29 protein-coding genes are annotated in these 24,460 nt (G+C 61.1%); 11 read left to right on the top strand and 18 right to left on the bottom strand.

All coding sequences use genetic code 11. The features are described from left to right. Nucleotides 1-78 precede the first annotated feature (78 nt). Nucleotides 79-1,170 carry an aminopeptidase gene (locus tag ACW9JE_RS12975; RefSeq protein WP_224539869.1) on the bottom strand — a complete coding sequence of 364 codons (1,092 nt, stop codon included), beginning with the start codon at nt 1,168-1,170 and terminating at the stop codon, nt 79-81. A gap of 59 nt (nt 1,171-1,229) precedes the next feature. Between ACW9JE_RS12975 and ACW9JE_RS12980 the strand changes: the two genes are divergently transcribed. Both ACW9JE_RS12980 and ACW9JE_RS12985 read left to right on the top strand, forming a co-directional pair. Beyond that, nucleotides 1,230-1,652 (top strand): PA0061/PA0062 family lipoprotein, encoded by a 423-nt coding sequence (locus ACW9JE_RS12980; protein WP_224539867.1) that lies wholly within the window; start codon nt 1,230-1,232, stop codon nt 1,650-1,652. Nucleotides 1,653-1,692: 40 nt separating this feature from the next. Further along, nucleotides 1,693-2,112, top strand: a complete 420-nt coding sequence (locus ACW9JE_RS12985; protein ID WP_224539865.1) for a PA0061/PA0062 family lipoprotein — start codon at nt 1,693-1,695, stop codon at nt 2,110-2,112. A gap of 5 nt (nt 2,113-2,117) precedes the next feature. On the opposite strand, the gene ACW9JE_RS12990 is transcribed toward ACW9JE_RS12985, so the two are convergent. Both ACW9JE_RS12990 and ACW9JE_RS12995 read right to left on the bottom strand, forming a co-directional pair. Next, nucleotides 2,118-2,351: a DUF1161 domain-containing protein gene (locus tag ACW9JE_RS12990; RefSeq protein WP_175375782.1), complete on the bottom strand. Its 234-nt coding sequence runs from the start codon at nt 2,349-2,351 to the stop codon at nt 2,118-2,120. A 143-nt stretch (nt 2,352-2,494) separates the two neighbouring features. Next, complete coding sequence (locus ACW9JE_RS12995; RefSeq protein ID WP_224539863.1) at nt 2,495-2,926, bottom strand: OsmC family protein; 432 nt, start codon at nt 2,924-2,926, stop codon at nt 2,495-2,497. A 241-nt stretch (nt 2,927-3,167) separates the two neighbouring features. Here ACW9JE_RS12995 and ACW9JE_RS13000 point away from each other — a divergent pair, with 241 nt between their 5' ends. Next, nucleotides 3,168-4,169: an LLM class flavin-dependent oxidoreductase gene (locus ACW9JE_RS13000; RefSeq protein ID WP_224539861.1), complete on the top strand. Its 1,002-nt coding sequence runs from the start codon at nt 3,168-3,170 to the stop codon at nt 4,167-4,169. 122 nt (nt 4,170-4,291) lie between these two features. Here ACW9JE_RS13000 and ACW9JE_RS13005 read toward each other — a convergent pair whose 3' ends face one another. Both ACW9JE_RS13005 and ACW9JE_RS13010 read right to left on the bottom strand, forming a co-directional pair. After that, on the bottom strand, nt 4,292-4,513 hold the full coding sequence (locus ACW9JE_RS13005; protein ID WP_224539859.1) for a DUF1161 domain-containing protein: 222 nt from the start codon (nt 4,511-4,513) through the stop codon (nt 4,292-4,294). A gap of 123 nt (nt 4,514-4,636) precedes the next feature. After that, nucleotides 4,637-4,852: a dodecin gene (locus ACW9JE_RS13010; RefSeq protein ID WP_224539858.1), complete on the bottom strand. Its 216-nt coding sequence runs from the start codon at nt 4,850-4,852 to the stop codon at nt 4,637-4,639. A gap of 155 nt (nt 4,853-5,007) precedes the next feature. On the opposite strand from ACW9JE_RS13010, the gene ACW9JE_RS13015 reads away from it, so the two are divergent. Continuing rightward, nucleotides 5,008-5,334, top strand: coding sequence for a DUF883 family protein (locus ACW9JE_RS13015; RefSeq protein ID WP_224539856.1), 327 nt, complete (start codon nt 5,008-5,010; stop codon nt 5,332-5,334). On the opposite strand, the gene ACW9JE_RS13020 is transcribed toward ACW9JE_RS13015, so the two are convergent. Then, nucleotides 5,331-6,224 (bottom strand): LysR family transcriptional regulator, encoded by an 894-nt coding sequence (locus ACW9JE_RS13020; RefSeq protein ID WP_457432966.1) that lies wholly within the window; start codon nt 6,222-6,224, stop codon nt 5,331-5,333. The two genes, ACW9JE_RS13015 and ACW9JE_RS13020, sit on opposite strands and share 4 nt — an antisense overlap. Nucleotides 6,225-6,336: 112 nt before the next feature. Between ACW9JE_RS13020 and trpB the strand changes: the two genes are divergently transcribed. The 4 genes from trpB (at nt 6,337) to ACW9JE_RS13040 (ending at nt 9,522) form a co-directional block, all read left to right on the top strand. Next, entirely contained in the window at nt 6,337-7,557 is a 1,221-nt protein-coding gene (trpB, locus tag ACW9JE_RS13025; RefSeq protein WP_457432967.1) for a tryptophan synthase subunit beta, read from the top strand. Beyond that, nucleotides 7,557-8,369: a tryptophan synthase subunit alpha gene (gene trpA, locus ACW9JE_RS13030; protein WP_457432968.1), complete on the top strand. Its 813-nt coding sequence runs from the start codon at nt 7,557-7,559 to the stop codon at nt 8,367-8,369. The genes trpB and trpA overlap by 1 nt, the downstream gene beginning before the upstream one ends. 263 nt (nt 8,370-8,632) lie before the next feature. After that, nucleotides 8,633-8,998 (top strand): DUF6124 family protein, encoded by a 366-nt coding sequence (locus tag ACW9JE_RS13035; RefSeq protein WP_457432969.1) that lies wholly within the window; start codon nt 8,633-8,635, stop codon nt 8,996-8,998. A gap of 140 nt (nt 8,999-9,138) precedes the next feature. After that, nucleotides 9,139-9,522: a helicase gene (locus ACW9JE_RS13040; RefSeq protein ID WP_322437281.1), complete on the top strand. Its 384-nt coding sequence runs from the start codon at nt 9,139-9,141 to the stop codon at nt 9,520-9,522. Between the two features lie 96 nt (nt 9,523-9,618). Here the strand turns inward: ACW9JE_RS13040 and ACW9JE_RS13045 are convergent, their stop codons facing one another. From ACW9JE_RS13045 to exbB, 6 genes are all read right to left on the bottom strand, one after another. After that, nucleotides 9,619-11,019 carry an aminoacyl-tRNA deacylase and HDOD domain-containing protein gene (locus ACW9JE_RS13045; RefSeq protein ID WP_224539828.1) on the bottom strand — a complete coding sequence of 467 codons (1,401 nt, stop codon included), beginning with the start codon at nt 11,017-11,019 and terminating at the stop codon, nt 9,619-9,621. 78 nt (nt 11,020-11,097) lie between these two features. After that, nucleotides 11,098-13,173 carry an ATP-dependent DNA helicase RecG gene (recG, locus tag ACW9JE_RS13050; RefSeq protein WP_457432970.1) on the bottom strand — a complete coding sequence of 692 codons (2,076 nt, stop codon included), beginning with the start codon at nt 13,171-13,173 and terminating at the stop codon, nt 11,098-11,100. A gap of 9 nt (nt 13,174-13,182) precedes the next feature. Next, the gene (locus tag ACW9JE_RS13055; RefSeq protein ID WP_224539832.1) at nt 13,183-14,112 is read right to left on the bottom strand and encodes a hydrogen peroxide-inducible genes activator; all 930 of its coding nucleotides are present in this window, start codon (nt 14,110-14,112) and stop codon (nt 13,183-13,185) included. Between the two features lie 261 nt (nt 14,113-14,373). Next, entirely contained in the window at nt 14,374-15,123 is a 750-nt protein-coding gene (locus tag ACW9JE_RS13060; RefSeq protein WP_175375797.1) for an energy transducer TonB family protein, read from the bottom strand. Beyond that, nucleotides 15,120-15,548: a TonB system transport protein ExbD gene (gene exbD / locus ACW9JE_RS13065; protein WP_175375798.1), complete on the bottom strand. Its 429-nt coding sequence runs from the start codon at nt 15,546-15,548 to the stop codon at nt 15,120-15,122. Before exbD ends, ACW9JE_RS13060 begins: the two co-directional genes overlap by 4 nt. A 6-nt stretch (nt 15,549-15,554) precedes the next feature. Continuing rightward, entirely contained in the window at nt 15,555-16,526 is a 972-nt protein-coding gene (gene exbB / locus ACW9JE_RS13070) for a tonB-system energizer ExbB (RefSeq protein ID WP_457432971.1), read from the bottom strand. A gap of 189 nt (nt 16,527-16,715) precedes the next feature. On the opposite strand from exbB, the gene ACW9JE_RS13075 reads away from it, so the two are divergent. Continuing rightward, nucleotides 16,716-17,573: an SDR family oxidoreductase gene (locus ACW9JE_RS13075; protein WP_457432972.1), complete on the top strand. Its 858-nt coding sequence runs from the start codon at nt 16,716-16,718 to the stop codon at nt 17,571-17,573. A 141-nt stretch (nt 17,574-17,714) separates the two neighbouring features. On the opposite strand, the gene ACW9JE_RS13080 is transcribed toward ACW9JE_RS13075, so the two are convergent. The 6 genes from ACW9JE_RS13080 to ACW9JE_RS13105 all read right to left on the bottom strand — a co-directional run bounded on the left by ACW9JE_RS13080 (nt 17,715) and on the right by ACW9JE_RS13105 (nt 23,016). Continuing rightward, nucleotides 17,715-18,455 carry a hypothetical protein gene (locus ACW9JE_RS13080; RefSeq protein WP_224539836.1) on the bottom strand — a complete coding sequence of 247 codons (741 nt, stop codon included), beginning with the start codon at nt 18,453-18,455 and terminating at the stop codon, nt 17,715-17,717. 67 nt (nt 18,456-18,522) lie between these two features. Then, on the bottom strand, nt 18,523-18,903 hold the full coding sequence (locus ACW9JE_RS13085; protein ID WP_110965535.1) for a RidA family protein: 381 nt from the start codon (nt 18,901-18,903) through the stop codon (nt 18,523-18,525). Between the two features lie 22 nt (nt 18,904-18,925). Next, a complete protein-coding gene (gene spoT / locus ACW9JE_RS13090; protein WP_175375802.1) occupies nt 18,926-21,031 on the bottom strand; it encodes a bifunctional GTP diphosphokinase/guanosine-3',5'-bis pyrophosphate 3'-pyrophosphohydrolase in 2,106 nt (701 codons plus the stop codon). 57 nt (nt 21,032-21,088) lie between these two features. Continuing rightward, nucleotides 21,089-21,352 (bottom strand): DNA-directed RNA polymerase subunit omega, encoded by a 264-nt coding sequence (gene rpoZ / locus ACW9JE_RS13095; RefSeq protein WP_007921129.1) that lies wholly within the window; start codon nt 21,350-21,352, stop codon nt 21,089-21,091. A gap of 167 nt (nt 21,353-21,519) precedes the next feature. Next, nucleotides 21,520-22,140, bottom strand: a complete 621-nt coding sequence (gmk, locus tag ACW9JE_RS13100; RefSeq protein WP_224539837.1) for a guanylate kinase — start codon at nt 22,138-22,140, stop codon at nt 21,520-21,522. A 12-nt stretch (nt 22,141-22,152) separates the two neighbouring features. Next, complete coding sequence (locus tag ACW9JE_RS13105) at nt 22,153-23,016, bottom strand: YicC/YloC family endoribonuclease (RefSeq protein ID WP_224539838.1); 864 nt, start codon at nt 23,014-23,016, stop codon at nt 22,153-22,155. 268 nt (nt 23,017-23,284) lie between these two features. Between ACW9JE_RS13105 and rph the strand changes: the two genes are divergently transcribed. Together rph and ACW9JE_RS13115 are read left to right on the top strand one after the other, a co-directional pair. Then, a complete protein-coding gene (gene rph / locus ACW9JE_RS13110) occupies nt 23,285-24,007 on the top strand; it encodes a ribonuclease PH (protein WP_175375805.1) in 723 nt (240 codons plus the stop codon). Between the two features lie 28 nt (nt 24,008-24,035). Next, complete coding sequence (locus ACW9JE_RS13115) at nt 24,036-24,404, top strand: DUF4870 domain-containing protein (protein WP_224539840.1); 369 nt, start codon at nt 24,036-24,038, stop codon at nt 24,402-24,404. Nucleotides 24,405-24,460: the final 56 nt, after the last annotated feature.

The following is a 24,460-nucleotide window of genomic DNA, read 5'->3' on the forward strand; positions in this document are numbered from 1 at the left end:
CTTCGCGGGCAAGCCTCGCTCCTACCGGGTTAAGGTGTCGTCTCTGTAGGAGCAAGGCTTGCCCGCGAAGAGGCCCTTTCAGCCGCCAGCTATTTCCGCCCCCGCCAAAGTCTTCAACGCCACCTTGCGCTCTTCAATCGGCATGGCCCCCAGCTTCTGCGCCTCGGCATAAAACGCCACCCAATCCCCCCCAACCTGCCTGAACAACCCCGCAAACGCCGGCACCCACTGGTCATACAGCCCAAAAGGCAGCAACCGCGCATTGTTCATCGGCGCATTGATCCAGGCGTCGTAACGTTTGTCGCCGGCCCATTGGCTGTCTCGCAATTGCCGATACTCACTACGCAGGCGCTCGAACTCCGCCGCCTTGCGCTGGCGCATCTGATCGGGTGGCAAAGGCAGGGTGTACAGCTGCTCCAGCCGGGCGCGGGTATCGAGTATCAGTTGGGTGAACTGATCCCGCCGCTTGAGCTGATCGCCGCTGTCCGGCGCCAGACCGCGAAAGGCACGCCATTGGCGAGTACCTTCCTGTTCGACGAAGGTGGCAAACGACTCGTTGAACTCGGTGTCGTCCTTCACATACACCCGCTGATGCGCCAGTTCGTGAAAGATCAGCGTCGCCAGGCGTTCGTCGCCCCAGTTCATCATCGAACTCATGATCGGATCGTTGAACCAGCCCAGGGTCGAATAGGCCTCGACGCCGCCGATCGTCACGTCCATGCCCTGCAACCGTTGCAGCGCCGCTTCCCCGCGTGCCGCGCTCTGGCTGTAGTAGCCGCGATAGGCCACGCAGCCGGCGATGGGGAAGCAGTGGTTCTGCGGCTTCAGGGAAAATTCCGGGGTGACGAACACGTTCCAGACCACATAGGGCCGGCCAATATCGGCGTACAGGCGGTAGCTCTGGTTGTCCGGCAAATGCAGCTGCTGGCTGGCGAAGGTCCGGGCCTTCTGGGATTGGGCCAGGTGCGCGCGCAGTTTCTCGTCCCGATGGTCGTCGGCGATCACCTCGGAAACCGGTTCCCTGGCCCGCAGCAATTGCAGCTGACCACTGGCCAACTGGCTGTAATAGCTGACGGTGGAACAACCGTTGAGTAACAAAAGCAGCGCACCCGGAAACAAAACGCGGAAAACGCGATCAAGTAACCCAAGGCTTGGACACGGCCTCATCAAAATAAAAAATTCCTGGAGAGTCTGCTCCCAAGACTATCCCGCCTCACTGGAGCTTTGCTATGCGCAAATTGATGCTGATGGGAGGCCTGCTGACGCTGGCCGGTTGTGCCGGATTCGGCTTGCCTCATCACGATCCGACGCAGGCATGGATTGATCTGGAATCCCATCAGGAAGATACGGCGCTGCTGGCGCTGGGGGTCGATAACAAGGCAGCCACCGATAAACGCTATTTCCAGGTGGAGCCGGGCAGCCATGAGCTGAAGGTTCGTTACCAGTTTCCGGTTCAGCCGACCAATATTGGTCCCACCGCCGAGCCGCTGTGGCGCGATTGCCAGATGAACGTGAAATTCAGTGAATTCAGCGCTGGGGAGCGTTATCAGTTGCAGGCCGGAAACATCGGCTTTCGGCCCTGGGTCAAACTCTACGATGAGCAGCGAAAGGTAATCGGCCAGGGCACACCGGCAGGCTGCCAACGCACCTGATCGGCGCTATTCTGAATACACAGTGTTCAGGACTTTCATCATGCGCAGGTTAATGCTGTTGCTCACTGCAGTCGCGGTTGCCGGCTGTGCGGCGCCGATGCCGACGGCCAATCCGCAAAAGGCGTGGGTCGACTTTTCCACGCCGTTTCCCAACGATAAGTTGCTGATGGCCGAGCGCCTGGACAATCAGCGAATGAAAGACGGGCGATATTTCGAAGTGACCCCGGGGAGCCACGAGTTGACCGTGCGCTTCGATTTCGAAGTGCCCAGCGGCGGTTCCGAGCTGTTCGGCGGTTCAACGGAACGGCTGTGCTACATGATCATCAAGTACGACCATTTCGAAGCCGGCCAGCGCTATCTGCTGCAAGCCCGCTCCATGGCGTTCACCCCCGAAGCCCGGTTGTATAACGCCAAACGTGAAATCGTCGCCGAGGACCGTCAGGTGAACTGCGTGCCCTGAAGCACTCAGCGGTCGTTTTTCTGGTAGATGATCTTTTTCGTCCCGCCTTCGCACGAGCCCACGACCATGTTCTGGTCGTGCACTTCGCTGTTGGGGACGATTTCCAGGGTGTAGGACGTCACCCCGCGGGCCTGGATCTTGGCTTCGATTTCGGCCTTGAGTTCTTCACAGGGTTTAGGTGCCGCCAGCGCCTGGGTAGCCAGTGCACAGCAGATAACCGTCAAGGCAAAGCGTTTCATGTTTGCAGCTCCTGTTGAGGCAGCACGCCGGTTCATGCGATTTGGCTGCTGTCATTTATTCGACCACAGTTTAGCCACCCCTGTTTTGCCCCAACGCAAAAAAATCGCAGCGCTGCACTGCAGGCTGCGATCTTTCGTTTTTGCTACTGCACCAACGTGGCCTCAAGGCTGATCTTCGCATTCAGCACCTTGGACACCGGGCACCCTTCCTTGGCCTTCTTGCTCAGCTCGTCGAATTGCGCCGGGCTCGCCCCCGGAATTTTCGCTTTCATGATCAGTTTCACCGCCGAAATCGCAAAGCCGCCTTCCACCTGGTCCAGTGTGACTTCGGCATTGGTGTCGATGCTCTCGGCCTTGAGCCCTGCCTCGCCAAGAATCATGGAAAAGGCCATGGAAAAGCATCCGGCGTGGGCCGCGCCGATCAGTTCTTCCGGATTGGTGCCCTTGCCGCCTTCGAATCGTGCCTTGAAGCCGTAGGGCGCTTCCCTGAGCACGCCGGTTTCGGTGGAAATCGAGCCGATACCGGTTTTCAGATCACCGGCCCAATGCGCCGATGCCTTCTTGATGATCGCCATGCCTTTCTCCTCAAAGTCCGACGCGAAGGGCCGCGCCTGTGTGGTTTCGCTTGCAAGGATTCTGAGGATAGACGGTGGCGCAAAGTTCACTTGATCCGATTGACCTACTTATTTGGTAGGAAATTTTCCCTTTGCTATTGAAACTCGGGTATATGCCCACATTGCATGAAACACGCTTTTGGATTCGGCAGGTTTTCGTTCGCGAGAAAAAACCTGCGACCTCACTTGGAGAAGCAGGTTTATGAAACGACTGTCCGACATCAAGTTCTCGACCCTCGATCTGGTACCCGTGCGGGAAAACGGCAGCGCGGCGCAGTCGCTGCGAAATTCGCTGGATCTGGCGCAGCATGTCGAGAAATTCGGCTACAACCGGTTCTGGGTCGCCGAACACCACAACATGGATGGCATTGCCAGTTCCGCGACCTCGGTGTTGTTGGGATATCTCGCTGGCGGCACTTCGACCATTCGTGTGGGATCGGGCGGGGTGATGCTGCCCAACCATGCGCCGTTGGTGATCGCCGAGCAGTTCGGCACTCTGGAAAGCCTTTATCCGGGGCGTATCGACCTCGGCCTGGGTCGTGCGCCGGGTTCCGATCAGATGACCGCCCGCGCGTTGCGCCGCGAACGTTCGGGCAGCGCGGACGATTTCCCGGAAGATGTGGCGGAGCTGGTTCGTTATCTCGGTCCGCGTACGCCGGAGCAGCGCGTCATCGCGATGCCGGGCACCAACACCAACGTGCCGATCTGGCTGCTCGGCTCCAGTCTGTTCAGCGCCCAGTTGGCAGGCGAGCGCGGTTTGCCCTACGCCTTCGCCTCACATTTCGCACCGCGTTTCATGCATGAGGCGATCCGCGTCTACCGCAATCACTTCAAGCCTTCGGCGGTGCTGGACAAGCCTTACGTGATGCTCGGCGTGCCGCTGGTGGCGGCCGATACCGATGAGCAGGCCGACTATCTGGCGACTTCAGTGTTCCAGCGCATCCTCGCCCTGATGCGCGGCCAGAGCCTGGTGCAGCGTCCGCCGGTGAAAACCATGGACGGCCTGTGGCTGCCGCACGAGCGCGAGGCGGTGAGTGATTTCCTGGGGCTGGCGATGATCGGCAGCCCGCAGAAAATCCGCGCCCGGCTGGAAGTGCTGATCGAACAGACCCAGGCCGATGAGCTGATCTTCACCTGCGACCTGTATGAACACGCCGATCGGCTGCATTCCTACGAACTGCTGGCGCAGGTCATGAAAGGCTGACGCCGAAACCCTGTAGGAGCGAGCACGCTCGCGATGAACGCAAGAACACCGCGGGGCATCAGGTTCCCAGCGTCATCGTTCACGTCCATCGCGAGCGTGCTCGCTCCTACAGAAGAGGGGATCTAGCGTTTGTAGACGATTTCCTTGGTCCCTTTCTCACAGGTCCCAACGACCTTCCCGCCGGCACCCGCGCCTTTGTCGACGATTTCCAGCGAGTAACTGGAAACGCCCTTGGCATCGAGCTTCGCGGCGATCTCGGCTTTGAGCTCTTCGCAGGACTTGCCGTCGGCGAAGGCTGTACCCGCCAGGCTTAACAAACCTACCGCCAAAATAAATCTCTTCATCAGTGGCATTCTCTGGTCGGATCAAAAGGAGGCATCCGGCCATTGGCCGGATTCAATCATGTAGCGTCTTGCCATTCCCTATGGCACTCGGCCAGCGCGCAAGTCCGGAAGTCGAAAAGCCAATCAGCTGCTGGCGATCCGGAACCCGACCTTGAGGGTCACCTGAAAGTGCGCCACCTTGCCGTCCTTGATGTGCCCACGGGTATCTACTACTTCAAACCATTCCATGTACTTGATGCTTTTATTGGCCTCTGCCAACGCGCTGTGGATCGCGTCTTCAATGCTGCTGGTGGACGAGCCAACCAGTTCGACTTTCTTGTAAGTGTGATGGTCAGTCATGGCGTTCTCCTTGGGTGTGCATACAGCCTAGCAGTGATTTTCTGACTTACTTCTGTCGGTCAATCCCACAAGGAAGTTCACATTTACTGCACTTTCTCGAGCACCCGAAGTCCCAACCAACACACGCCACTCATCAACAATGCAGGAGAGCCACCATGGCCAACAGCTCGTTACGCAAAGCCTCATTGCAAAGCATGGAAGCGGAGATCGAGAGTCTGCTCAAATCCCTGGAAAGCCTGAAGGACGACGCCTCGGACGAGTCGCGCAGAACCCTCAAGGTACTCAAAGGCAACGCCGAGAACGCGCTGAAACACTCGCGTCACCTGCTTTCGGACGCTTATGAAGAAGTCAAAGTGAAGACCCGGGAAACCGGGATCGCCACCCGTGACTACGCCCAGGAACACCCTTGGACGACAGCGGGTGTCGCCGTTGGCGCGCTGGGCCTGTTGGCCGCTTACCTGATGTGCAGACGCGGTAATTAATCCGTCTGGCGCAGCTCGTTTTTGAGCCACTGCGCCAGTTGCCGGGCGCGCCCATCCGCGGCGCGCTTGGGCAGCCACAGGGCCAGTTGCGCCGGGGTTTCGCTGAAACCCCAGGGCGCTACCAAGCGTCCGGCCTTCAAATCCTCGGTCACCAGCGGCTCTGGGGCGATTGCCACTCCAAGCCCGGCCACGGCCGCTTCCAGCAAGTAATACAAATGCTCGAAACCTTGACCGTACTTCAACGCCTTGGCGTCGAGGTCGCTTTGCTGCGCCCAGCTCGGCCAGGCCTGCGGGCGCGACGTGGTGTGCAGCAATGACTCGCCGAGCAGCGCGGTGGGCAGCGCAGTCTTGAGTCTGTCGTAGCCTGCGAACCGCGGGCTCATCACCGGGCCGATCCGCTCGCTGGTCAGTTCGAACACCTGCATGTCCGCGGGCCACGGCGGCTCGGCGAACAGCAGCAAGGCGTCCAGATCCGGACGGCGGGGGTCTAGATCGCCTTCTCCGGCGGACAGGTGCAGGCGCAGATCCGGCAGGTCGGCATTCAGCCGCCCCAGACGCGGGATGAACCAGCGCGCCAGCAGGCTTCCCGAGCAACCCAGCACGAACGGCGCATCGGCCGTGGTCCGGGAAATTTCCGCACATACAGTGCGCAGGCGCTCGAATGCTTCACCGCTGGCGTCGCGCAGGCGCAGGCCCGCATCTGTGAGTTTGAGGCCGCGACCTTCCTTGGTGAACAGGCTCACCCCGAGGTGTTCTTCCAGCACCTTCAGTTGCCGGCTGACGGCACCGTGGGTGACGTGCAGCTGTTCGGCGGCTTGACTGACGCTGTTCAGGCGGGCAGTGGCTTCGAAGGCGCGCAGGGCGTTCAGCGGTGGTAGTTCCTGGCTCATGGGATCTGTGAGTTTTCCTGACAGGTTGCGGCGATCTTATCGGTTTTCAGTCGGCGGTGTCAGGGGTAGAGTGGACCCCATTGTCATCTCACGCATTCAACTGGAGCGCCCCATGACCCAGACTAATCTGCGCAACGGCCCTGATGCCAACGGCCTGTTCGGCGCGTTCGGCGGCCGTTACGTCGCTGAAACCCTGATGCCGTTGATCCTCGACCTGGCTCGCGAATATGAAGCGGCCAAGGAAGATCCTGCATTCAAGGAAGAATTGGCCTACTTCCAGCGCGACTACGTCGGACGTCCGAGCCCGCTCTATTTCGCCGAACGCCTGACCGAGCACTGCGGCGGCGCGAAGATCTACCTCAAGCGTGAAGAGCTGAACCACACCGGCGCGCACAAGATCAACAACTGCATCGGCCAGATCCTGCTGGCGCGGCGTATGGGCAAGAAGCGCATCATCGCCGAGACCGGCGCCGGCATGCACGGCGTGGCCACTGCCACCGTGGCCGCACGTTTTGGCCTGGACTGCGTGATCTACATGGGCACCACTGACATCGAGCGCCAGCAGGCCAACGTGTTCCGCATGAAGCTTTTGGGCGCCGAAGTGATCCCGGTCGTGGCCGGCACCGGCACCCTGAAGGATGCGATGAACGAAGCCCTGCGTGACTGGGTGACCAACGTCGACAGCACCTTCTACCTGATCGGCACCGTGGCCGGTCCGCACCCTTATCCCGCAATGGTCCGCGACTTCCAGGCCGTCATCGGCAAGGAAACCCGCGACCAGCTGCAAGCCCAGGAAGGCCGTCTGCCGGACAGCCTGGTGGCGTGCATCGGCGGCGGTTCCAACGCCATGGGCCTGTTCCATCCGTTCCTCGACGACAAGAGTGTGGAGATCATCGGCGTTGAAGCGGCCGGTTACGGCATCGAGACCGGTAAGCACGCGGCCAGCCTCAACGGCGGCGTACCGGGCGTGCTGCACGGCAACCGCACCTTCCTGCTGCAGGACGACGATGGCCAGATCATCGACGCCCACTCGATCTCCGCTGGCCTGGACTACCCGGGCATCGGCCCGGAACACGCCTGGTTGCATGACATCGGCCGCGTTCAGTACACCTCGGTGACCGACGACGAAGCCCTGGCTGCCTTCCACCAGTGCTGCCGCCTGGAAGGGATCATTCCCGCGCTGGAAAGCGCCCACGCCCTGGCCGAAGTGTTCAAGCGCGCACCGAACCTGCCGAAGGATCACCTGATGGTGGTCAACCTGTCGGGCCGTGGCGACAAAGACATGCAGACCGTGATGCACCATATGGAACAGTCTTCGCAGGAGAAACACTAATGAGCCGCCTGCAAACCCGCTTTGCCGAGCTGAAAGAGCAAAACCGCGCTGCCCTGGTGACCTTCGTTACCGCTGGCGACCCCGGCTACGACACTTCCCTGGCAATCCTCAAAGGCTTGCCAGCCGCCGGTGCCGACGTGATCGAGCTGGGCATGCCCTTTACCGATCCGATGGCTGATGGTCCGGCGATCCAGCTGGCCAACATCCGTGCCCTGGGTGCCAAGCAGAATCTGGCGAAAACCCTGGAAATGGTTCGCGAGTTCCGCAAGGACAACAACGAAACCCCGCTGGTGCTGATGGGTTACTTCAACCCGATCCACAAGTACGGCGTACCGCGCTTCATCGCCGAAGCCAAGGAAGCCGGCGTCGATGGCCTGATCGTGGTCGACATGCCGCCTGAACATAACGGCGAGCTGTGCGACCCGGCCCAGGCTGCTGGCATCGACTTCATCCGCCTGACCACGCCGACCACCGACGACGCGCGTCTGCCTACCGTTCTGAACGGCAGCTCCGGGTTTGTGTATTACGTGTCCGTGGCCGGTGTGACCGGTGCCGGCGCGGCGACCCTGGAACACGTCGAAGAGGCGGTGGCTCGTCTGCGTCGCCATACCGATCTGCCAATCAGCATCGGTTTCGGCATCCGTACACCGGAGCAAGCGGCGAACATCGCGCGTCTGGCCGACGGTGTGGTGGTGGGTTCGGCGCTGATCGATCAGATCGCCAATGCGCAGACGCCGGACCAGGCGGTCGATGGTGTTCTGAGCCTGTGCTCGGCACTGGCCGACGGCGTACGCAAGGCCCGTGTCAGCTGAGAGTGATCGAAAAACCTGTAGGAGCGAGCTTGAACGCGATGGACGTCAACGCTGACGTTGGGCAGCTGACACCCCGCGGCGTTATCGAGTGCATCGCGAGCAAGCTCGCTCCTACAGGAATCATGTTGAATCTGTGGAAATTCACGTGAAGCGATGAGTAAAACCATCCGAAAATCGAGGAAGCATCCCACACCTTTTTAAGGTTGGCCGTCGGAAGCGCGGGGCGTAGCGTGGTGACTCCAAACATGACAAGGAGAAACACCATGCTTGATGTCAACGACTCACCTGATGGATCAGAAACCGACAGCACACCGGCCTACCTCTCCACCCCCTCCAGAAAACTCCATCCGGCGGTCGATCGTGCGCTGGATTTCTACCTGAAACCGACCACGCCGCGCAGGGCCGGGGCCCAGTCCCTGGGCGCCATTTTTGTGGTGGCGCCCGACGTCGACAACGAAACCCTGCTGGCCCACGCCTGTGAGTCGCTGGCGTCGGCCAGTGTGATGGCGAGTGAATTCGCCAGCTCCCTGGAAGGTTGCAATCGCAACACGATGCTGGCCTTGCAGCAGGTGATCATGCTGGGAGAACTGGCGATCAATCGGGTGCTGGACAACATGAACCCGTCGTAAAGAAGGTCGCTACGACTGTGACTTGGTAGTCATCAGCGTCAAAAAGTAGTCCATCTTCTTCTAACTCAACTCGATAGTGGCATTAGCGTGCCAAGTCGTTACACTGCGCCGGCCGTTCATTTTTCTCTTGAGGCTTGCGCATGAAATTTCGTTTTCTGCTGTGGATGCTGGGTTTGTTGATGGGCAAGGCCAGCCGGACCAATCCGGCATTCCAGCAGCAGTTGGGTGACAAGGAGTTGGTGTTTCAATTGCAGACGCTGGACGGCAAGGTGGCGCGGCATTTCCGGGTGAAGGATCAGCGCATCACCAGCAAGGCCGGGGTGTATGCCGAGCCTGCCTTTGCCATTGCCTTCAAGGACGCGGGGTATGGCTTTGCCACGATGCAGGCGAAGAACAAGCAACTGGCGTTCATGACGGGGATTCAGGACAAGTCGATTCAGATCAAGGGCAACCCGGCACTGGTGATCTGGTTCCAGGGGTTGACCAAGTATTTGAAGCCGAAGAAGGCCAAGCCGAAGGCTTGAGGCGGTCAGGGCGACCGGGGTGAACTCATCGCGAGCAGGCTCGCTCCCACAGGATTCAGGTGTTCCTTGTGGGAGCGAGCCTGCTCGCGATTGCTTTTAGCTCTGGGAAAACTGCGACGCCAGTTCGCGCAACAACACCTCGGCCTCAAGCACCTTGCTGACCACGTCGTTGGCCTTTTCGCGGCTCAAGCCCAGGCGTTCCAGCAAGGCATCGGGAATGTCCTCATCCGGGCCCGAGCCGATACCGTGGCTGCGCAGCAGGCGCACCGACAGGCACACCAGGTTCGGGTACTCGGCGAACGCGCCGTCGTAGTTCGGATCGTGCTGGAAGCGCAGCGCAGTGGCCAGCTCCTCGGGCATGTCCCAGAAACGCATCAGCCACGAACCGATCTGCTCACGGCTGATACCCAGCAGATGCTGCTCGATGTAGCTGTGGCACAGGTGTGGGTTGACCTCCAGATGACGGCAGATCAGCGAGAAATGTGGCGGGAACACGTGAGCCAGCAGCAGGTACCCGAAGTTGTGCAGCAGGCCCGCCAGATAGGTCAGACCGGCTTCCGGGCGCTGGGCGCGCGGCATGGCGCGAGTCAGGCCTTCGATAACGGCGGCGGTGTAGATCGATTGCTGCCAATACGGCGTGCTGTGTTGCGGACGATCCTTGGGCAGGCTCAGGGTTTTGCCCAGGGCCAGGCCCAGCGCCAGGTTGATCACCAGGTCGAAACCCAGCACCCGCACGATGGCATCTTCCACCGAACGGATCTTGCCTGGCGAGGCGTAATACGGCGACGCTGCCCAGCTCACCACCTGCGCGGCCAGGGCCGGGTCGGTTTCGACTACACCGGTGATGTCGTCGATGGTGGCGTTGGGGTCGACGCGCAGCTTGATGATTTTTTGAGCGGTTTCGGCCAGCGGCGGAATTTCGATAGTCGCTTCCAGGCGCTGCTGAATGCGCCGTGCGGTGAACGCCTGGACCGCCTGGGTGATTTCCTCGCGGTCGTCATCGGGACGATCGAGGTTCGGACGAATGCTGCTCAGCGGCTCGCCGAAGTTGGCCGCGCTGGCTTTGCTGAGCATGGACTTGAAGGCTTCGCTGGAGATTTCCAGCAGCACTTCAGGCTCTCCCGAATTGACCAGCACCTTCGGCTCGCGCAGCAGGCTTTCGTCATACAGGCACGGGGAGCTGGTGAGGGCCGGCAGACCCGGCAGCAGGCTGAGGTTGTGCTTGCCGAGCATCTTGACCAGGCGCTCGGTCGACACCGCCGTCAGGCGGCGGCCGGTGAGTTCGGTGAGGCGATTGAGGTCGAGCAACTGGCTCTGCGGGAACAGCACCATCAGCGAGCCGACAGCGTCATCGAGCAGTACGGCCTGGACCTTGCGCGCCGGATTCAATCCGTGATGGTCGAGCACTTCTTCATAGGCAATGCCCAACTTTTCCAGCAGCATCCGAATGACCGACGGAGTGTGCGGAGTAGCGGGTGCAAGGGCTGCTTCGGTCATGGTCTGTATCCGTACTTAAACAATGGCAGGAGTATAACCAGCTTGCTCATGCCCATCCTCCAGAAACTGAGACGGTGCTCACACTTGTCCATATTGCTGTCCGTGGCGCAGCCAGCGGTCGAGTAATGGGCTCACGTGCTCCGGCCAGCGTTCGAGCAAGGCTTGAGCGGCGTCGCGTACCGCGGGCAGCAGGTCGGCGTCGCGCATCAGGTCGGCGACCTTGAATTGAAGCAGACCGGTCTGCCGCGTGCCGAGCATTTCGCCGGGGCCGCGCAGCTCGAGGTCTTTTTCGGCGATGACAAAACCGTCGTTTGTTTCGCGCATGATACCCAGACGCTGACGGCCGATCTGTGACAGCGGCGGATGATAGAGCAGCACGCAATGGCTGGCCGCGCTGCCCCGTCCGACTCGACCGCGCAACTGGTGCAGTTGCGCCAGGCCCAGGCGTTCCGGGTTTTCGATGATCATCAGGCTGGCGTTGGGAACGTCCACGCCGACCTCGATCACGGTGGTCGCCACCAACAACTGCAGGTTGCCGGCCTTGAATTCGGCCATGACCGCGGCTTTTTCAGCAGGCTTCATGCGGCCGTGGATCAAGCCGACCTTCAACTCACCCAAGGCGGCGGTCAGATCTTCATAAGTGGTTTCGGCGGCCTGGCAGGTCAGCTCTTCCGATTCTTCGATCAGCGTGCACACCCAGTAGGCCTGACGCCCTTCGGCACAGGCGCTGCGCACCCGCTCGATGACTTCTACGCGACGGGTGTCGGTGATCAACACGGTGTTGACCGGCGTCCGGCCAGGGGGCAGTTCGTCGAGGATCGAGGTGTCGAGGTCGGCGTAGGCGCTCATGGCCAGGGTGCGCGGGATCGGCGTGGCGGTCATGATCAGCTGGTGCGGGCACATGCGTCCGCCGACACCTTTCTGGCGCAAGGCGAGCCGCTGCTGCACACCGAAGCGGTGCTGCTCGTCGATGATCACCAGCGCCAGGTTCTTGAATTGCACCTCGTCCTGAAACAGCGCGTGGGTGCCCACCACCATCGGTGTGCCACCGGCGATCTGTTCCAGTGCGGCCGCGCGGTTCTTGCCCTTGAGCTTGCCGGCCAGCCACGCCACTTCAATGCCCAGCGGTTCGAGCCAGCGCTTGAAGGTGATGAAATGCTGTTCGGCGAGAATCTCGGTGGGCGCCATCAGCGCCACTTGATAGCCAGCTTCCAGAGCCTGCAGAGCGGCCAGGGCGGCGACCACGGTCTTGCCCGCGCCAACGTCACCCTGAATCAGCCGCAGCATGGGTTCGTGCTGGCTCAGGTCGTAAGCGATTTCGTTGCCGACCCTTTGCTGAGCGCCAGTGGGGTTGAAACCCAGATTGGCCAGGTACCAGGCCGGCAACTGCTTGGCCTTGGGCATGGCCGGTGCGCGTAGCGAACGCATGCTTTCGCGCAGGCGCTGTTGGGAAAGCTGGTGAGTCAGCAATTCTTCGAAGGCCAGGCGGTGCTGGGCCCAGTGATGACCGAGCGCCAGTTCGTCGACATCGGCGTCGGCCGGCGGGTGATGCAGGTAACGAATCGCATCGGCCAGGGGCGCCAATTGATAATCCCGTGCCAGTTCGGTCGGCAGCCAATCGGGCAGACTGGTGGGGCCGAGCATGGTCAGGGTCTGCATGCACAGTTGACGCAGACGTTGCTGGGTCAGGCCCTCGGTGAGTGGATAAACCGGGGTCAGGGTTTCATCTACCGGCGGAGGCTCGTCACCGGTGATGGCGCGGTATTCCGGGTGGTAGATCTCGAGTCCCGAGGCGCCTGGTCGTGCTTCGCCATAACAGCGTACCCGCGTACCGCGCTTGAGGCCTTCCTTTTGCGCGTTACTGAAATGGTAAAAGCGCAGGCTCAGCCCGCCGGTGCCATCCTGCAGGCGCACGACGAGGCTGCGACGACGGCCCATCACCACGTCGGCACCACTGACAGTGCCTTCGATCACCGCATCCTGCCCTGGACGCAGCGCGCCGATCGGTACCACGCGGGTGCGATCCTGATAGCGCAGCGGCAAGTGGAACAGCACGTCCTGGAGGTTTTCCAGGCCGACTTTGGCCAGTTTCTCGGCCATGGCTTCGCCGACACCCTTGAGTGCCGTCACCGACACTTGCGACAACTCGGTCATGACGCTTGCTTAGCCCGCCACCACCTGCGCGGATGGCTTGGCCACCGAGCACAGGCGAATGGAGTCCGCGAGAATTTCAATGGCTTTGGGTCGTGGGAAGCTGGCGCGCCAGGCGATCGCGACCGTGCGATATGGCGTTGGCGGTGTAAGCGGTCGGACTTCGATCACGCCAGGGGCATAGTGATGACTGTCCACCGCCGACAACGGCAGGATCGAAATACCCAGGCCGGACGCGACCATGTGGCGAATGGTTTCCAGGGAGCTGGATTCCACCGTGGTGTGCTTGGCGCCGTCGTTACCCTTGGTCAGGGTCGGGCAGGCTTCCAGCACTTGATCGCGGAAGCAGTGGCCTTCACCGAGCAGCAGCAGGCTCTTGTCATTGAGCAGATTAGCGTCGATCGTTTCCTTTTGCGTCCATGGGTGCTGGGCGGGCATCAGGACGTAGAACGGCTCGTCGTAGAGCTGCAGGGTCAGCACGTCGGCTTCGTTGAACGGCAGGGCGATGATGATCGCGTCGAGTTCACCGTTGCGCAGCTTGTCGCGCAGCACGTGGGTGAAGTTTTCTTCGATGTACAACGGCATCTGCGGGGCGACCCGGTGCAGTTGTGGAATCAGATGGGGAAACAGATAAGGGCCGACGGTGTAGATCGCGCCGACTTTCAGCGGGGCGGTCAGCTGGTTCTTGCCGGCCTGAGCCAGTTCGCGGATGCCCTGGGCCTGCTCCAGCACCTTTTGTGCCTGGGCCACGATGCCTTCGCCGACCGGGGTCAGGCGCACGGCGCTTTTGCTGCGCTCGAAAATCAGCACACCGAGTTCGTCTTCAAGCTTTTTCACGCCCACCGACAAGGTCGGCTGACTGACGTGGCAACGCTCGGCCGCGTGGCCGAAGTGCTGCTCTTGGGCGAGGGTAACGATGTAGCGTAATTCTGTGAGAGTCATAGCAAGCGTCCATGAAGATGCGGGCCAAGCATACCGGCTGCAATCGATAGACGCACGTTATCAGAGAGCGTGTGTCGGGCGACACCGGGCAATGCGTGTTTGCCGCTGGCAGATACGCAAAAGGCACCTTTCGGTGCCTTTCGGAATGACCAATACCCCATTGTGGGAGCGAGCCTGCTCGCGATAGCGGTTTTCCAGTCAACGATGAGGTCGAATGTGACGGCCTCATCGCGAGCAGGCTCGCTCCCACAAGGGGTCTGCTTATCGCCGGCGGTTTTCCAGCGAGTAAACAAACGGCGCAACGATTTCGATGGAGCCGTTGGTGAGCATGTCAGCCGGTGGTTTCGGCAGCGGCTGGGCGCGGCGGATCATTTCCAGGGTGGCCCGGTCCAGATCGGCGGTACCGGAAGGCCCTACCAATTCATACGACAGGACGTTGCCCTGGGCATCCACCACGAAGCGCAGGCGGTTGGTGCCTTGCTTGCCGCGGGCTTGAGCACTGGCCGGGTACTTTTTGTACTTGGCCAAATGCGCGAGCAGCGTACCTTCCCAGCTGGCTTTCGCCGCCACTTGAGCCGCTGACGGACCCGGTACCGGCTGAGCGGATTTCTCGGTCGGTGCGGGTGTCGGTGGGGCTTCGCTCGGTTTGGCTTCCGAAGGCTTTTCCTTCGGCGGCTCCGGCTTCTTCTCCACAGGCTTGGGCGGTTGCGGCTTGGGCTTTGGCTTGACCGGCTTGGGCACGGCAATCTCGGCCTTCGGCGCTTCAGCGAGCTTCGGAATCGGCAGTTCTTCAACCGGAGCCGGAGGCTGCGGCGGGGTGACGACCTTCGGCGGTGCAGGCGGTGGCGGGGCTGGAACCGGTGCCAGCTCGACCATCATTGCCTGGGGTGGCAATTCGATGGGCGGACGGGCGGTCCAGTTCACGGCCAGCGCAATGGCCAGCGCGTGAACACCCAGCACAATGGCCAGGCTACCGCTGTAACGCGTCAGCTTATGGCGCGTCGTGATCATTTCTTGACTGCCGACTCGAGGCCAACCAAACCGACCTTCAGGTAACCGGCCGAGCGCAGGTTGTCCATCACGCTCATCAGGTCGCCGTAATCCACGCCTTTGTCGGCCTGGAAGAAGATCGTCGTGTCTTTCTTGCCCTGGGTCTTGGCGTCGAGTGTGGCGCCGAGTGCTTCGGCCTTCACTTCGTCATCGCCCAGGTACAGGCGCTGGTCAGCCTTGACGCTGAGGAACACCGGTTTCTCCGGCCGCGGCGCCGGTTTGGCGGTGGACGCCGGCAGGTCGACCTTGATGTCCACGGTGGCCAGCGGGGCGGCCACCATGAAGATGATCAGCAACACCAACATGACGTCGATGAACGGCGTGACGTTGATTTCGTGGTTTTCGGACAGATCGTCGTCTGCCCCTTCTTTCAAATGCAGGCCCATGGCCGATTACCCCACTTTCACCATGTGCGGTTGCGAGCTGCGCTCAGGCTGGTGGTCGAGGTCACGGCTGACCAGCAGCAGGACTTCTGCCGATGCGTCGGCCACTTGAGCCTTGTAACCGGTGATGGAGCGGGCGAACACGTTGTAGATGACCACCGCAGGAATCGCCGCCACCAGGCCCAGGGCCGTTGCCAGCAGCGCTTCAGCGATACCGGGCGCTACGACAGCGAGGTTGGTGGTCTGGGTTTTGGCGATGCCGATGAAGCTGTTCATGATGCCCCAGACGGTACCGAACAGACCGACGAACGGCGCGGTGGAACCGATGGTGGCGAGCACGCCGGTGCCGCTGCTCATGCTGCGACCGGCGGCCGCAACCAGGCGTTCCAGACGGAAGCTGACGCGCTCCTTGATGCCTTCTTTTTCACGGGCGCTGGCCGACAGGTGCATTTCTTCCAGGGCGTCGTGCACCAGCAGGTTGGCCAGGGTGCCTGGCTTGGTGGCGCTGGCGCTGGCTTCCTTGAGGGTCGCGGCCTTTTTCAGGTGGACGATCTCGGTGCGCAGACGACGCTTGGCGCCCATCAGCTCAAGGCCCTTGGCGATCCAGATGGTCCAGGTGATGATCGAGGCGATGGCCAGGCCGATCATCACGGTCTTCACGACGACGTCGGCGTTCTGGTACATGCCCCACGGCGACAGGTCATGGGCCATGCCCAGGGTGTTGTCGGCTTCGAGGACTTCAGGAACGTCTTCTCCGAGGGCTTCTGGCGCAGGTACTGCCTGTGCAGGATCGGTCGCGGCGGGAGCAGCAGGTGCGGCGTGGTCAGCCGGCGCCGCGGCGGTGGCGGCCGGAGTGGCCGGCGCTTGTGCGTCAGCGAAAGCGGCAACCGGTGCCAGCATCAGGCTGAGAAGCAGGGCGGCCACAGCGCTCCAGGCGCGAGGTCGTTTGGTTGGCGAAGCGAGGGTTTGGGTGCGTGTCATGCTGGCCGGACCTGAGAAAAGAAAAACGATGATGCTCTTCCAGTCCTCGTAAGGCCGAGAGCAAAAGTGGCGCGTATTATTGCAAGTAATTCTTGTTAACAAAAGTAATAGAGTATCTTTTTTTCCTGCATTGCTGGCCGCTCGTCCATTGCCAGCGCTAGTCTGTGCGTTTCCATAGGGAGTTTTCTGATGTCCGCGCCTTCTGTTTTGATCGCCGGTTGCGGTGATGTCGGTAGTCGACTGGCCACTCAATTGCTGGCCGGGGGCTGGGAGGTTCACGGCCTGCGGCGCGATGTTTCGCGCTTGCCCGATGGGGTGATCGGCGTAGCCGGCGACCTGTTCAACAAGGAATGCCCGGCGACCTGGCCGATCGGCGCGGTGGATTACCTGGTGTACTGCGCGGCGGCCACCGATCACGACGAGGCCGGTTACCGCGCGGCCTATGTCGAGGGTTTGCGGCACGTGCTGGAGTGGCTGGACGACTACGGGCAGGTACCCAGTCGCCTGCTGTTCGTTTCCAGCAGCAGTGTTTACGGCCAGCAGCAGGGCGAGTGGGTCGACGAGACATCGCCGACGGTGGCGTCAGGTTATTCCGGGCAGGTGATGCTCGAAGCCGAGCAGATTGCGCTGGATAGCGGCATCCCGGCCAGCATCGTGCGTTTGACCGGCATATACGGTCCGGGGCGTGAGTGGCTGCTGACCCAGGTCCGCCGGGGTTATCGCGTGGCGGTCGATCCGCCGCTGTATGCCAACCGGATTCACGCCGATGACGCGGCGGGCTTGCTGGCGTGCCTGCTGGAAGCGGATCGCCGGGGCGTGGCGCTGGATGATGTCTATATCGGTGTCGACGACGCGCCGGCAGCGCTGGCGGATGTGGTGGGCTGGTTGCGTGAGTACATGGGTGTGACGGAGTGGGCGGATGACGCCAGCGTGCGTCGCACCGGCAGCAAGCGTTGCAGCAATGCCCGGGCGAAGGCGTTGGGTTGGGAGCCTAGGTATCCAAGTTTCCGCGAGGGGTATGCGGCGATTCTCGAAGGGCGCTGCTGAATCTCCAGCGCCACAAAACAAATGTGGGAGCGGCGGTGCGACGATTCGACTTGCTCGCGAAGAGGGAGTGTCAGTCGACATTGATGTTGTCTGACACGCCGCATTCGCGAGCAAGCCGCTCCCACATTGTTTAAGTGTGAATTACTGTTTTTCCAGCAACCACTTACGATCACCCGGCGTGAACTGCGGCATTTCATCCGCCAATGCAGTGTTCACAGCCTGGAAGATTTCCAGTTCCTTGCCTTTGCGGGCAAAGATCCACGGATTGCCCTGGCCATTGAGTTGCAGCCACATATTGTCGTTGCCGCCACTCATCGAGGCGCAATCGCCAGCCAGGCACAACGCGTAGCGATCTGCGCCCTGCAGGCCGATCACCTGGCCATCGGCCTGAAATTGCACGGTGCTGCCTTCGCCGGGACCACTGACAACTTTCCAGCTGCCGCCCATATAGGCCGAGTACAACGCACGTTCAAAACTGGCACCGATCGGTGCGCCATCCGGCACCGGAATCAGCGCGCGATCGAAGACCTGGGCAGGTTCGTTTTCAGTCGCGGCCTGGCTCAGTTGTTTGCCGTCGCGCTTCAGTTCGCTGCCGGAACTGCCATAAAAGTCGATTTTCCAGGCGCCGGACTCATCGCCCGACAGCTTGCCGTCGACATTTTCAAAACCATTGGTATAACGGGCCTGACCGGCCTTGGTGTTGACGTCCCATTCCAGGTTCGGGCCATAGGCCTGGAGCGCTTCGCGCAGGGGAACGCCTTTGGAGGCTGCATCGATCGCCACCTGATTGATCCAGGTGCCGCTGATATCACGATCGGCAGGGTCGCTGGCACAACCGCCCAGGAGCAGGGCGAGCAGCGGGAGAACAAGCGCTTTGCGCATGGTGGAATCCTTTCAAGCATTACTTACAGCAGTGCGGTGGCGCAGCCAGAGGGCTGCGCCGGACACATTACTCGATGACCAGGATGGCATCCATTTCAACCTGCGAACCCTTTGGCAGGGCTGCTACGCCGATGGCGGCGCGGGCTGGGTAAGGCTGTTCGAAGTACTTGCCCATGATCTCGTTGACCTTGGCGAAGTGGCTCAGGTCGGTGAGGAAAATGTTCAGCTTGACGATGTCCTTGAACGAACCGCCGGCGGCTTCGGCTACAGCCTTGAGGTTCTCGAAAACCTGGACGGTCTGGGCTTCGAAGCCTTCAACCAGTTCCATGGTCTTTGGGTCCAGAGGAATCTGACCGGACATGTAAACGGTGTTGCCAGCCTTGATCGCCTGGGAGTAAGTACCGATGGCGGCCGGGGCTTTGTCGCTGGTGATAACAGTCTTGGTCATGAATGACTCCTTGATGAATGGATTACGCGCGCATGCGGGTGATGCGGATCACCCCGGTCAGGGCGCGCAGTTTCTTGATCACGCGGGCCAGGTGCACACGGTCGTGGACGCTGACCACCAGTTGGACGACGCTGATGCGGCCATCGCGCTCGTCCATGCTGATTTTCTCGATGTTGCCGTCCGCCGCGTTGACGCTGCTGGCAAGCAGGGCGATCAGGCCGCGCTGGTGTTCCAGCTCGACGCGCAGTTCGACATTGAATTCGCCGGTGACATCCTTGGCCCACGAGAGCTGGATGCATTTTTCCGGGTTGTGGCGGATTTCGCTGATGTTGCGGCAGTTGTCCAGGTGAACAACCATGCCTTTGCCCGCGGACAGGTGGCCGACAATCGGGTCGCCGGGGATCGGCGTGCAGCACTTGGCGTAACTGAGCACCAGGCCTTCGGTTCCGCGAATCGCCAGCGGACCTTCCGGACTCGGCAGCTGTTCGCCTTCGCCGAGCAGCCGGCGCGCCACCACATAGGCCATGCGATTGCCCAGGCCGATGTCTTCGAGCAGATCTTCGGCCAGTTCGAGGCGATACTCGGCGAGGATGGCCTTGATGCGCTCGGCCGGGATTTTCTCCAGCGAGCTGTCGAAGCCGTTAAGGACTTTGTTCAGCAGGCGCTCGCCGAGGCTGACGGATTCGGAGCGGCGTTGCAGTTTCAGCGCATGGCGGATGTGCGTACGCGCCTTGCCGGTGACCACAAAGTTGAGCCACGCCGGATTCGGGCGCGCGCCCGGAGCGCTGACGATCTCGACCGTGGAGCCGCTTTGCAGCGGTTCGGACAGCGGCGCGAGACGGCGGTTGATCCGGCAGGCGATGCAGCTGTTGCCCACGTCGGTGTGCACCGCGTAAGCGAAGTCGACCGCCGTGGAGCCTTTGGGCAGCTCCATGATCCGGCCTTTGGGCGTGAACACGTAGACCTCGTCCGGGAACAGGTCGATCTTCACGCTTTCGATGAATTCCAGCGAGTTGCCGGCGCGTTGCTGCATTTCCAGCACGCCCTTGACCCATTGGCGGGCGCGGGCGTGAGTGCCTTTTGGCTGCTCGTCGCCGCTGGATTTGTACAGCCAGTGGGCGGCAATGCCGTTGTTGGCCATCTCTTCCATTTCACGGGTGCGGATCTGGATCTCGATCGGAACCCCGTGCATGCCGAAAAGTGTGGTGTGCAGCGACTGATAGCCGTTGGCCTTGGGAATCGCGATGTAATCCTTGAAGCGACCCGGCAACGGTTTGTACAAATTATGTACGGCGCCCAGCACGCGGTAGCAGGTATCGACCTTGTCGACGATGATCCGGAACGCGTAGACGTCCATGATCTCGTTGAAGGCCCGACGCTTGCCGCGCATTTTCTTGTAGATGCCGTAGAGGTGTTTCTGGCGACCGCTGACCTCGCCCTGGATGCCGTCGACGGCCAGGCAGTGGCTGAGGGATTCCTCGATCTTGTTGACGATTTCCTTGCGGTTGCCCCGGGCGCGTTTGACGGCCTGGTAGATCCGTGCGGAACGCATCGGGTGCATGGCCTTGAAGCCAAGGTCTTCGAATTCTATGCGGATGGCGTGCATGCCCAGCCGGTTGGCAATAGGAGCATAGATTTCCAGGGTTTCCTTGGCGATGCGCCGGCGTTTTTCGCCGGACAGCACTTCCAGCGTGCGCATGTTGTGCAGACGGTCGGCCAGCTTGACCAGGATCACGCGAATGTCGCGCGCCATGGCCATGGCCATTTTCTGGAAGTTTTCGGCTTGTGCTTCGGCCTTGGTCTCGAAGTTCATCTGGGTCAGTTTGCTGACCCCGTCGACCAGTTCGGCCACGGTTTCGCCGAACTGCGCTTGCAGCGCTTCCTTGGCGATACCGGTGTCTTCGATCACGTCATGCAGCATGGCTGCCATCAGGCTCTGATGGTCCATATGCATGTCGGCAAGAATGTTCGCAACCGCGAGTGGGTGCGTGACGTACGCCTCGCCGCTGCGACGGCGTTGACCGTCATGGGCTTGTTCGGCGTAGAAATACGCTCGGCGGACCAGGTTGACCTGGTCTTTGCCGAGGTAGGTCGATAAGCGATCGGCGAGGGCGTCTATGCTCGGCATGATGTCTCCCGCCGTAAGCTGTTATCCCGCGCCGTGCTACGTCGACCAGGCATAGGCTTAAACGGCCTCGTTGGACTCGTCCTCGAACGCAGCGAAAAGCGGTTCGTCTTCAACGATTTCAGCTTCAGCGATAGCGGCGTAGTCGATCAGGCCTTCAGCGATTTCACGCAGGGCTACAACGGTAGGCTTGTCGTTTTCCCATGCCACTTTCGGCTCTTTGCCGCCGGTGGCCAGTTGACGGGCACGCTTGGTAGAGAGCATGACCAGCTCAAAGCGGTTATCCACGTGTTCTAGGCAGTCTTCAACGGTTACGCGGGCCATGGTCTTCCTCGTAGCAAATGCAATATGCGCGCTGCCCGGATGGGCGAGCGGACTCGACAGTTTAAAAAATCACCAGCGATTAGGGAAGCGCTGATTTTTTGATCAAGCCCTTCAACGCGCTGCAAGTGCCAATGTAAAGCCCTCGCAGCGGTTTTGGGAAGAGCGGATCAGTCCAACAATTCAGCCAGCAATTTGCCGTGACGCTGTTGCTGACGCTTCTGCTGCAGCTGATTGGCACGGAAAATCGCCTTCAGATCGTGCAGGGCGTGGGCGAAATCGTCGTTGATGATCAGGTAGTCATAGTCGACGTAGTGGCTCATTTCGCTGACCGCTTCGCGCATCCGCCCGTCGATGATCTCGTCGCTGTCCTGACCGCGGTTGGTCAGGCGCTGGTGCAGGGCCTGTAACGACGGCGGCAGAATGAAGATCGAACGGGCCTGCGGCATCAGCTTGCGCACTTGCTCGGCGCCCTGCCAGTCGATTTCCAGAATCAGGTCGTGGCCTTCGTCCAGGGTCTGCTGCAGGTGGCTCTGCGAGGTGCCGTAGAGATTGCCGAAAACTTCGGCGCGCTCGAGGAAGTCGCCGTGCTCGATCATCTTCACGAATTCGCTGCGGTCGACGAAGTGATAGTTCACGCCGTTCACTTCACCTGGGCGCATGGCGCGGGTGGTGTGGGAGATCGAGACGCGGATTTCCGGGACGGCGTCGGTCAGCGCCTTGACCAGGCTGCTTTTGCCCGCGCCCGAAGGGGCGGAAATGATGTACAGGGTGCCGGTGATGTGGGTCATTTCAGGTTTGCCTTACTCAATATTCTGCACTTGTTCGCGCATCTGCTCGATCAACACCTTGAGGTTGACCGCCGCCTGGGTGCTGCGCGGATCGAAGGCCTTGGAGCCCAGTGTGTTGGCTTCGCGGTTGAGCTCCTGCATCAGGAAGTCCAGGCGTCGCCCGGCCGCGCCACCGGATTTGAGCACCCGGCGAACTTCGATGATGTGAGTGCTCAGGCGGTCCAGTTCTTCGGCGACGTCGCTCTTTTGCGCGAGCATGACCATTTCCTGCTCAAGGCGCTGCGGGTCCATTTCGGCCTTCATGTCGGCAAAACGGTCGAGCACTTTCTGGCGCTGGGTGGCGAGCATCTGCGGAACCAGTTCGCGCAGGGTGACCACGTCGGCCTCGATGGCGGTCAGGCGATCGTCGATCAATCGGGCCAGCTCCGCGCCTTCGCGCTCGCGGCCGGCCTTGAGTTCCTTCAGGCCTTGGTTGAACAGTGCCAGCGCTTCGGCGTTCAGGGCTTGCGGGTCGGTAGCGTCGCCCACCAGCACGCCAGGCCAGGCCAGGACTTCCAGGGGATTGAGGGCGGCGGGATTCTTGATCAGGCTGGCGATGGTCTCGGCCGCTGCGACCAATTGTGCGGCGCGGACCTGGTCCACTTGCAGCGGCTTGCCGGTGTTTTCCTCGGTGAAGCGCAGGGTGCACTCGAGCTTGCCCCGGGACACGCCCTGGCGCAGGGCTTCGCGAACGGCGCCCTCGAGATCGCGGAAGGTCTCCGGCAGGCGCACGTGGGGCTCCAGGTAGCGGCTGTTGACCGAGCGCAGTTCCCAGCTCAGGGTGCCCTGGACGCCGGCTTTCTCGACGCGGGCGAAGGCGGTCATGCTGTGCACCATGGAGGTACCTCGCAATGCAGATCGGCCAGAACCAGAGGTTCCGGGAATCCGATATCAATGAATTAAAGCCGACTGGCAGCAAAGGCGCAGGATTGTAGCGCAGAGCGGCGGATGCCCCCAAACACACGAGGTGACAAAGGCCTGCAGCTCGTCGGCGACGGGCTGTTCAGAGCCTTTGCTCGTCGGAGGAATTTTTTTAGAAGTGCCCAGCGATGGCTGGCGGCTCTATAATGCCCGCAGTTTTCCGTCCCCCGTACAGGTATCCCTTATGAAACGTCCAAGTGGTCGCGCTGCCGATCAGCTCCGCTCGATCCGCATTACCCGCAACTACACCAAACACGCCGAGGGTTCTGTACTGGTCGAGTTCGGTGATACCAAGGTCATCTGCACCGTCAGCGTCGAAAATGGCGTGCCACGGTTCCTCAAAGGCCAGGGCCAGGGTTGGCTAACCGCCGAGTACGGCATGCTGCCGCGCGCCACCGGCGAGCGTAACCAGCGTGAAGCGAGCCGCGGCAAGCAAGGCGGCCGTACCCTGGAAATCCAGCGTCTGATCGGTCGTTCCCTGCGCGCTGCGCTGGACATGTCCAAGCTGGGCGACGTCACCTTGTACGTCGATTGCGACGTGATCCAGGCTGATGGCGGCACCCGCACTGCGTCGATCACCGGTGCCATGGTTGCGCTGGTCGATGCCCTGAAAGTGATCAAGAAGCGCGGCGGCCTGAAAGGCGGCGACCCGCTCAAGCAAATGATCGGTGCCGTTTCCGTTGGCATGTACCAGGGTGAAGCGGTGCTCGACCTCGACTATCTTGAGGATTCGGCTGCCGAGACCGACCTGAACGTGGTGATGACCAGCACCGGCGGCTTCATCGAAGTTCAGGGCACCGCCGAAGGCGCGCCGTTCCAGCCTGAAGAGCTGAACGCCATGCTGGAACTGGCAAAGAAAGGCATGAACGAAATCTTCGATCTGCAAAAGGCTGCACTGGCTGACTGATCGGATCATCACAGGCAAGGAGGACGCCATGAGTGACGAGCAACAACTGCTTCCCACCCCGAGCAAAGAAGTCCGGCAGTGGGCGATGTTCTGTCACTTGTCCGCCTTGCTGGGGATCTGGATTCCGTTCGGTACGCTGATCGGCCCGCTGATCCTGTGGCAAATGAAGCGCGAGATGGACCCGTTCATCGATGCCCAGGGCAAGGAAGCGCTGAATTTCCAGATCACCGTCGCCATCGCTTCGGCCATCAGCTTCCTGCTGATGGTGGTGATCATCGGCTTCTTCCTGTTTGGCTTGATCGCCATTGGTGCGCTGGTGCTGACGATCATTGCCGGGGTGAAGGCCAATGACGGGCTGCCTTACCGGTATCCGTTCACCTGGCGGGTGATCAAATAACGATCACTGCTGTGGTATTTGTGGGAGCGAGCCTGCTCGCGATGGTGGATCAACCG

This window comes from Pseudomonas sp. SDO55104_S430 (assembly GCF_054070595.1).